Here is an 8,088-nt window from a genome sequence, read left to right on the forward strand (position 1 = left end):
CGCAACGCCCACAGCGATATCCCGGCGGCCGTCGAGGCCATGCGCCAGTATTGGATGCCGATCCGCTACGCCCGCGCTGGCTAACAACTGCCTACGTGGTTGCTCATGCCGGTTACCGATGGCGAGGTGGGGGCCTCATGCCGGTTACTCTTGATCGGAGGCAGGCAAAAATCCTCTTAGTTTTGCCGCCTGATTCACTGCTGTCTGGCCTGCAATTCTCCGCAATTCGATCGTTGCCGGCCCCGCATGACTGGCCTCTCGTATTAGTTCGTCCAACAAATGTTCGGCGAAAGTTTCAGACGAGATGTGATCTGCCCGGATGTGTACGAGCATTTTGGCAGCAGCATCTATGGCAGGCGGACCTAGGTAGAGCCCAACCCCAACAATCTCCTCATTTTCAACAGCCGCTCGCACCTTTGTTCGACCAACCATCGATCTGGCTGGCAGAAAAAGCTCGATGAGCCTTCCGCTTACCGCCTGAGCGGACAGATACCTTCTAGCTTCGTCGGTCGCGGCGGATCTCGTCTCGCACTGCGTTCCCTGCAACTGACCTCGTTCGAATTTGGCATCCTCCGCGGGGGAGCAACTCAACGAATTCGTCCAGGCTAGCGATATCAATGCCAACAAGCTGAAGGAGCGCTTCTCGCGCATTTATTAGGTGACCGTCACTCGTAATATAGCCCGACGCTCGGGCCAGCGCGGCCTCTGCCAAATGACGTGAGTCACTAATTGCCTGTTTGGAATTCGCTTGCGAAAGGCCCTTTACCTCAAAGACAGTCCTCTGAATGCTCGCAGCTATTCGATCTACCTCGATCTTGGGTGCTGGTGGAATTCGAGGTAGTTGCCGCGCAAGTTGAAGGGTACTATCGAGCGCACCACCGTGCGAAGTCCGTTCCAATTCTACAATGAATTCTGGTGCAACCGCGAGCCGCACGCGATGTGCCAGAGCAGCACCAAACAGATGGTTAGCAATCGCTGAGCGCGCGCGCTGTTTGAGGGGATCGAACAGCACGTTGAGGTCAATCACATAAAGTGGCGCCTCAAAAGCGCCGGGCGACCGAAGATTTAGGTTTGCTGCGAATTCGTCTCGGGCGGAAGGCGGAGCCATCAACGTGAATAGACTTGCTGTATCCAACTCCTTTGAACGCAGTACTATGGTGCGCTGTCGAGCGCTCCCCCCGTCGCGGACCCGGCGCGATATAAATCCCCGCTTCTCGTAGAACGATTGCGCCGCGCTCAAGTCTGACGCATCCGCAGCCGTCACATTCAAATAACCTCGACTTTCGAGGTGTGAGACGAGTGCGTTGACTAGCGCCGACGCAAGTCCACTTCTACGATGAGACGGCGAAACTACGACCTGCTGAACTCGTGCGTTGGGAAATACACCGCTAAATAGGATGAAGCCTGCGATCTCGATCGCATCAGCAGCCCTCGCAAACATGCAGAATAGCCGCCGTTGCTTGATCGCGTCCCGATAAGCCGCTTCGGGCAGAAATCCGAGGGCCTCCTTTTCGCGATCCGCCAAGGAGCGAATGCTTGACACATGCTCCAGCAAAACCACTGGATCAGTTTCGAGGCGGTATACAAAAGTGTTCATCAAGAACAGGATCGCGCTGATTTGAAAGATACAATCTTGAACGGCAATCGATGGTTAGCTCAGGCCAAAGGTGAGTCCATTCTATCGAATGGACTCACGGCCCAATATTGCACATTCTTCTAAAACGTGTCTCATGAATTTGTCACAACCGGTTCAAGAACTGGGTGGGAACGAGGACCGACGGTAACGATGGAGATCGGCTAGGGCCGTCTGCTACATCTTTGACGTCCAGTCGCTGCCTGAGATATCCTACCCCCGAAAATCAATGCTCCGCAGCACGATCCCCGGCGGCGTCCCCTCGAACTCCGTTGCCTGATACTTGCGTTCCACGCAGGCTTCGATGCGCTCGCGCAGGCGGGTGAACTGGGCTTCACGCTCGGCGGGTCTGGCGCGCGGGCCCGGCGCTAGCGCCGCGCGCGTTAACCGTCCATTAACCAACGCAGCCTAGCCTGAAGTCATCGTCCAGTCATCATCAGCCCGAAATGCCTTCCCGGTTCGCTCCAGGAGAAGCGTCGATGTCCGTTGCGTTGCTGACGTATGCCGATCTAGGTGCCCGCCTCAATATCTCTCGCGAGGCCGCTCGTTCGCTTGCCAGACGACGCCGTTTGCCGTGCTCGCGTTCGGATGATGGCAAAGCCCTGGTGAGCGTTGATTTCTCCGAACTCCGGTACATGCCCCGCCCACGACGTGGCCGCCAGGCAGACCACATCGCCGCCTCCATGGCAAAGATCGAGGCATCAAAGATCGAGGCATTCAAGGCGGAGGTCGCGCGGCTCGAAGCAGTAGCAACCGGCTACAGGGCAGATTTGGAGCGCGAGCGCGAGCGCGCCGATCGCCTGGCCGTCGAGCTGCTGCAGGCGGCTGCCGAGACAATGGCAGCCAATGCGTGGGCGGCACGACTGGAAGACGAAGTGGCAGCTCTGCGGACCGGTCGCCGGGCTGGCGGCGCGATCGCGGGACAAGCCGCGCTTCGATTGGGACATCTGGCCGCGGCCATCGTGGGCGCAGACCGCGCGGCTTGCAGGTAGCATTCGATACTTTCTCTATCCCGGCCTGCCGGAGCAACCGCGAGGAAAGAATGACTGGCATCACCGATATTCGCGAGATGAAGGCGCGCATTGTCGTATTCGGGGTCGGCGGCGCCGGCGGCAATGCGGTCAACAACATGATCACGGCCGGGCTGCAAGGGGTGGACTTCGTCGTCGCCAATACCGACGCGCAGGCGCTTGCCATGTCGAAGGCGACGCGCCTCATCCAGCTGGGCACAACGGTGACTGCAGGCCTTGGCGCCGGCTCCCAGCCCGAATTGGGACGCGCCGCAGCCGAGGAGACAATCGATACGATCCGCGATCACTTGACCGGCGCGCACATGGTGTTCGTGACTGCCGGCATGGGCGGCGGTACCGGCACCGGGGCTGCACCCATCATCGCCAGGACTGCGCGCGAGCTCGGCATCCTCACGATCGGCGTGGTCACCAAGCCATTCTACTTCGAGGGCCAGCGCCGCATGCGCTTTGCCGAAGCCGGCATCGAGGAGTTGCTGAAGACAGTCGACACCCTGTTGATCATCCCGAACCAGAACCTGTTCCGGGTGGCCAGCGAGAAGACCACATTCGCCGATGCCTTTGCCCTTGCCGATCAGGTGCTTTATTCGGGTGTGGCCTGCATCAGCGACCTCATCGTCAAGGAAGGCCTGATCAATCTCGATTTTGCCGACGTTCTCGCCGTGATGCGTGAGAAGGGCAAGGCCATGATGGGAAGGGGCGAAGCTTCCGGCGAGAAACGCGTGCTCGCCGCCGCCGTGGCCGCTATTTCCAATCCATTGATCGAGAACCCCTCGATCAAGCGCGCCAGCGGCCTCATCATCTCCATCACCGGCGGCCGGGATCTCATGCTGTTCGAAGTCGACGAAGCTGCTACCCGCATTCGCGACGAGGCGGACCCGGACGCCAACATCATCGTCGGCGCGTCGTTTGATGAAAGCCTTGAAGGTATCGTCCGCGTCTCAGTGGTGGCGACCGGAATCGATAATCTTGACCCGGCGCAGCAGACGCAACCGGCGGAAAGCCCACTCACGCAGCTCGCCGGCAGGCTGCGCAACGACAGCCGCCGCATCGCCGATCGCATCGAGCGCGGTGCACCGCTTCCGCAAGTGGAGAGCCCGCCGCTTCGCCCGGAGGCCCACCACCCTGCGGGGCAACCGGCAAGGCCGAATCTGGAACATGCGCGCCACGCGGCTCCCCAGCCGCACGATCCTTACGGCCGCTCCTCTGCGCGCAATGCGGCCGACGAAGGCATTCTCGATATCCCAGCCTTCCTGCGCCGCGCGGCCAACTGAGCGGTCGGACGAACCAGGGTTACTTGTCTCCAATGCCGGAAATGGACCGCTGCTACGCGACTCTAAGCGCGATGAGATTGGGATGAATCGTCATCGCGCTTTAGGTTGCTGTTCAAGCATGATCTCCGCGCAAACGCGTTCCGCGTTTGTCGCGAGGGGAAACCGCTTCGCACTTTGCGCTAACGTGGCCCTTCGGGTCCGGATCATGCTCAAGGAGTCCGCGTGCTCGTCGCATGCCTGGGCATGCTGGCGTTGACGACGGGAATTTCATCGGCGAATTCCGACCGTCAGATCTGCGGCCGACCTTCTGAGGTGCGCAGTGCGCCGATCCTTCACGCTGCCGTGCTGCGCGGGTTCTCCGCTGCTTCCTTTTCCGCCTCCTTGTCGCGAGACAGCCATGCTGGAAAACGAAGCAGGCGATCGTTATTGTCTTTTGGCGGTTCGATGGGCGGTACGATGGACCCCTCATTGGCTGAACTCGGGAGGTCGAGTGCAGCGTGACCGACTCGCACCGCATCCGCGCGTTGGTCCAGTTCGCGCAACAGGGGATCGATGACGCTGTCGATTTCGGTCGCCACCGATACTAGAAAACTATTGAGCTCGCGAGCCTCGGGCACAACTGCCGCAGCCTGCTCGATCGCCTTGCAGAGACCATCGACAACAGGTGCAAACGCGCTCCCGGCCTGTTTGATTCGGGTTTTGATCGCTTCGATTTCGCCCAAGGCGCGATCACGCTCCCGCCTGTTTTTCTCCTCCGAAAGGCGGGCTTCGATTTCGGCGATCTGAGCCGTCAGGGTCGCGGCTTCGGATGCAAGAGCATCGCGTCGTCCGCGCGCGCGATCGAGATCGCGACTGAGATTGTCCACTAAGTCGTCCTTTCCGAACATTGCTTTGCTCCGTAGGACAGCCGCAACGCGAACCGTCAACCTGGCAACCAAACCAATAGCCGGATCGGCCGAAACAGGCATCAACTTCGGTCGCGTCGCATGGGCCGACATGGTGATCCCCCAATCGAACACATTAGGCGACCGCATAGTTAACAAGTGGTTAATTTGAACGCTGATGCGGCAATGGCGCCGCGGATACAATTGAAAATGCGCAAAGCTTGCGCACGCTCGCGGTGCGAACCGTCGCCTACTCTACCCCCGAAAATCAATGCTCCGCAGCACGATCCCCGGCGGCGTGCCCTCGAACTCCGTCGCCTGATACTTCCGTTCCACGCAGGCTTCGATGCGCTCGCGCAGGCGGGTGAACTGGGCTTCGCGCTCGCTCGGCCTGGCGCGCGGGCCGCGCTCGAGGTCGTCCATGGCCGAGGTCGAGATCGCGCAGGCGATCTCCTTAGGTCCGTCCTGCATCGAGAACTGGACGATGCCGCGGTCCTGTTCGTGGCCGATGAAGCGGGTGCTGGTGAGGGTCATGGGGGTACTCCTGCTTCGCGATAAGTGCGCTCCCTCTCCCGCTTGCGGGGGAGGGTTGGGGTGGGGGTGTCTCCGCGGGCGAGACATTCCCGATGTGGAGAGAGCCCTCACCCGGCGCGCGGGACGATGCTTCGCATCGTCCGGACGCGCCGACCCCTCCCGCAAGCGGGAGAGGTGGAGCGAGACCGCCGCCGGGGCTCGCCTTCAGCTTTCGGCGCCGAGCCTTGCGAAATCGTCGAACAGCGCGGCCACCAGGGCGCGGTGGCGGGTGTCTTCGGTAGGGAGGCTCGCGGCATAGAGGTTGAGCAGATGGCGCGCCTTCACCGCGGCTTCGGGCCAGGACATGGCGGGCACCGACATCATGCGGTTTTCCAGATCGGCCTCGCGCTCGCGCAGCTCCCTGACATTGGCCTCGACCTCGGCCAGCGCGCGGCGCAGATCGGTCGCCTTCTGCGCGGCCATGCCGCGGTGCTTGTCGAGATCGACGGGGTAGTCAGTCATGGGGCGGCGCTCGCATCGGCGGCCTGCGCATTGGCAAGGTCGACCGAGCCGATCGACAGCATCTCCACCGCGCCGCGCGGGCCTTCGGACGGCACCGTGATCATGGTGGCGATGCGGCGATAGGCCGAGAAGGTCAGGCCCTCGATCGTCTCCTCGTCGGTGACGACCTCATAGGCGCCCGCCGGCAACTCGCGCGCGATGCCGCGGATGTGGAATGGATGCTTGAAGGTGATGGTTTCTCGCCGCGAGCGGATGGACATGCACGCCTGCCTTTCACAAAGGGGGGGGGCCCCAACCGACGCCAGCTGGCCGCGACCATGCGCCCCTTGCCGGGCAATAGCCAGCCTTAATGTCAACGCGCACCGGCACTTAAGGTGCGGCGCGGCACTGTCGCGCGCGCCTTTTAGCTCTCGCTATGGGCGTGACGCGGGCGTAGGCTCGCTTGCATCATCGCACCTCGGATCCGGGCGAACTCAGATCAGCACAGGAGACGGACGTCATGGCCAAGGGACAACAACGCAGCAACCGCGAAACCAAGAAGCCGAAAAAAGACAAATCCAAGGTGATCGCCGCCGCGCCGACGCGGAAGGAAGCCGGCTGGCAGCCGGATTTCGGGCCGGCGAAGAAGAAGTAGGTAGAGGCGAATAGTATTCACGGCGCAGAAGGTGCGCTCCCTCTCCCGCTTGCGGGGGAGGGCTGGGGTGGGGGTGCCTCCTCGTCGGGATTCCCCAAGAGGCGAGAGCCCTCACCCGGCGCGCGGGACGATGCTTCGCATCGCCCGGACGCGCCGACCTCTCCCGCAAGCGGGAGAGGTGCAGCGAGCCCGCGGATAAACTGCTCCGGCCCAGCGCCGCTATACTTTGCAGCCAGCACTCCAAACTCGTACCGTCTCCTCCCCTCCGCGCATTTGCGCTATACTCGCCGGGGTAGCATCACCCGGAGGGGCCACCTGTGGAGCACGAGCACATATCCGAGCCGAAGAACCTCGTTATCTGCTGCGACGGCACCGGCAACGAGATCTCCGAGAACATCTCCAACGTCCTGAAGCTCTATCGCTGCCTGCGCAAGACCGACAAGACGCGGCCGCGGCAGCTGGTGTTTTACGATCCCGGCGTCGGCACGGTGACGGAGCCGTCGACGTGGCACCGCTTCAAGGCCAACATCAACCTGGTGCTGGGGCTCGCTACCGGCTACGGGCTCGACGACAACGTGCTCTCGGCCTATCGCTTCCTGGTCGAGAACTACGCGCCCGGCGACAAGATCTACCTGTTCGGCTTTTCGCGCGGCGCCTACACGGTGCGGGTGCTGGCGGGGCTGATCCACAAGATCGGATTGATCTCGCCGGAGCAGACCAACCTCGCCGGCTCGGGCCTCGTCGCCTACAAGCAATATTCGGGATCGGGGCGCGGCAACGACGTTGCCGACCTCACCGACGTCGGCAGCGACGAGGACGGGCCGCTGCCGAAGGACAAGTTCGATCTCGCCGCGCAGTTCGCGCGCATCACTTCCTCGCGCTGGCCGACCATTCATTTCATCGGCGTGTGGGACACGGTGGCGAGCGTGATCGTGCCGCGCGCCGACCGGTTCTATCTGCCGAGCTTCGAGGAGCTCGCCTTCACGCTGCGAAATCCGAGCGTGCAGATCTTTCGCCAGGCGATCTCGATCGACGAACGCCGCTGCATGTTCCGCCTCAAGGCGTGGGAGGCGCCGCAGGAATACTGGAGCAACCGCTTCGTCCCCGACGACAAGAAGGGGCCGCAGGACATTCTGCAGGTGTGGTTCTCCGGCGTGCATTGCGACGTCGGCGGCGGCTATGCGGAGACCGAGAGCGCGGTGTCGAAATATCCGCTGATCTGGATGCTGGAGGAAGCGGACAAAGCGGGGCTGAAGTTCGACCCGCGCACGGTGAACCAGCTCGCCTGGGGCGTGCAGCGCAAGAACAGCCCGTTCAAATATGTCGCGCCGGATGTGGGCGGCAAGCCGCACGATTCGATGAATGCGGCCTGGCGGCTGCTGGAGTTCGTGCCGAAGCGCGCGACCTACAAGGAATGGCCGCAGCGAAAGGTGTTGCTCGGCTTCTACATCCCCGACTGCGAACCGCGCGTGATCCCCGACGGCGCCCATGTGCATGAGAGCGTGGTGAAGCGGATGGCGAGCATGCCGGATTACCGGCCGGTGAACATCCCGAAGAGTTTTGTGACCGTGCCGATGCCGGTGCGGCCGGGGGTGGGGGT

9 protein-coding genes and 1 pseudogene are annotated in these 8,088 nt (G+C 62.2%); 4 read left to right on the forward strand and 6 right to left on the reverse strand.

All coding sequences use genetic code 11. From position 1 onward, the window contains the following. Positions 1-496 precede the first annotated feature (496 nt). Together IVA82_RS26955 and IVA82_RS26960 are read right to left on the reverse strand one after the other, a co-directional pair. A complete protein-coding gene (locus tag IVA82_RS26955) occupies positions 497-1,597 on the reverse strand; it encodes a GNAT family N-acetyltransferase (RefSeq protein WP_247383696.1) in 1,101 nt (366 codons plus the stop codon). 249 nt (positions 1,598-1,846) lie between these two features. Next, a pseudogene (locus IVA82_RS26960) lies at positions 1,847-1,996 on the reverse strand (DUF1488 family protein); the annotation flags it as partial. Between the two features lie 116 nt (positions 1,997-2,112). Between IVA82_RS26960 and IVA82_RS26965 the strand changes: the two are divergent. Beyond that, positions 2,113-2,625, forward strand: a complete 513-nt coding sequence (locus IVA82_RS26965; RefSeq protein WP_247383697.1) for a hypothetical protein — start codon at positions 2,113-2,115, stop codon at positions 2,623-2,625. A 50-nt stretch (positions 2,626-2,675) separates the two neighbouring features. Further along, positions 2,676-3,935, forward strand: a complete 1,260-nt coding sequence (gene ftsZ, locus IVA82_RS26970; protein ID WP_247493637.1) for a cell division protein FtsZ — start codon at positions 2,676-2,678, stop codon at positions 3,933-3,935. A gap of 332 nt (positions 3,936-4,267) precedes the next feature. On the opposite strand, the gene IVA82_RS26975 is transcribed toward ftsZ, so the two are convergent. From IVA82_RS26975 to IVA82_RS26990, 4 genes are all read right to left on the reverse strand, one after another. Continuing rightward, a complete protein-coding gene (locus tag IVA82_RS26975; protein ID WP_247383699.1) occupies positions 4,268-4,822 on the reverse strand; it encodes a hypothetical protein in 555 nt (184 codons plus the stop codon). A gap of 252 nt (positions 4,823-5,074) precedes the next feature. After that, positions 5,075-5,353 (reverse strand): DUF1488 family protein, encoded by a 279-nt coding sequence (locus tag IVA82_RS26980; RefSeq protein WP_247383700.1) that lies wholly within the window; start codon positions 5,351-5,353, stop codon positions 5,075-5,077. 204 nt (positions 5,354-5,557) lie between these two features. Further along, on the reverse strand, positions 5,558-5,854 hold the full coding sequence (locus IVA82_RS26985) for a hypothetical protein (protein ID WP_247383701.1): 297 nt from the start codon (positions 5,852-5,854) through the stop codon (positions 5,558-5,560). Further along, positions 5,851-6,114, reverse strand: a complete 264-nt coding sequence (locus IVA82_RS26990) for a hypothetical protein (RefSeq protein WP_247383702.1) — start codon at positions 6,112-6,114, stop codon at positions 5,851-5,853. The genes IVA82_RS26985 and IVA82_RS26990 overlap by 4 nt, the downstream gene beginning before the upstream one ends. A gap of 239 nt (positions 6,115-6,353) precedes the next feature. On the opposite strand from IVA82_RS26990, the gene IVA82_RS48610 reads away from it, so the two are divergent. Both IVA82_RS48610 and IVA82_RS26995 read left to right on the forward strand, forming a co-directional pair. Next, entirely contained in the window at positions 6,354-6,488 is a 135-nt protein-coding gene (locus IVA82_RS48610) for a hypothetical protein (protein WP_256469722.1), read from the forward strand. A 317-nt stretch (positions 6,489-6,805) separates the two neighbouring features. Continuing rightward, on the forward strand, positions 6,806-8,088 hold a 1,283-nt coding region (locus IVA82_RS26995; protein ID WP_247493638.1), incomplete at its 3' end, for a DUF2235 domain-containing protein.

This window comes from Bradyrhizobium sp. 142 (genome assembly GCF_023074015.1).
Taxonomy (GTDB): domain Bacteria; phylum Pseudomonadota; class Alphaproteobacteria; order Rhizobiales; family Xanthobacteraceae; genus Bradyrhizobium.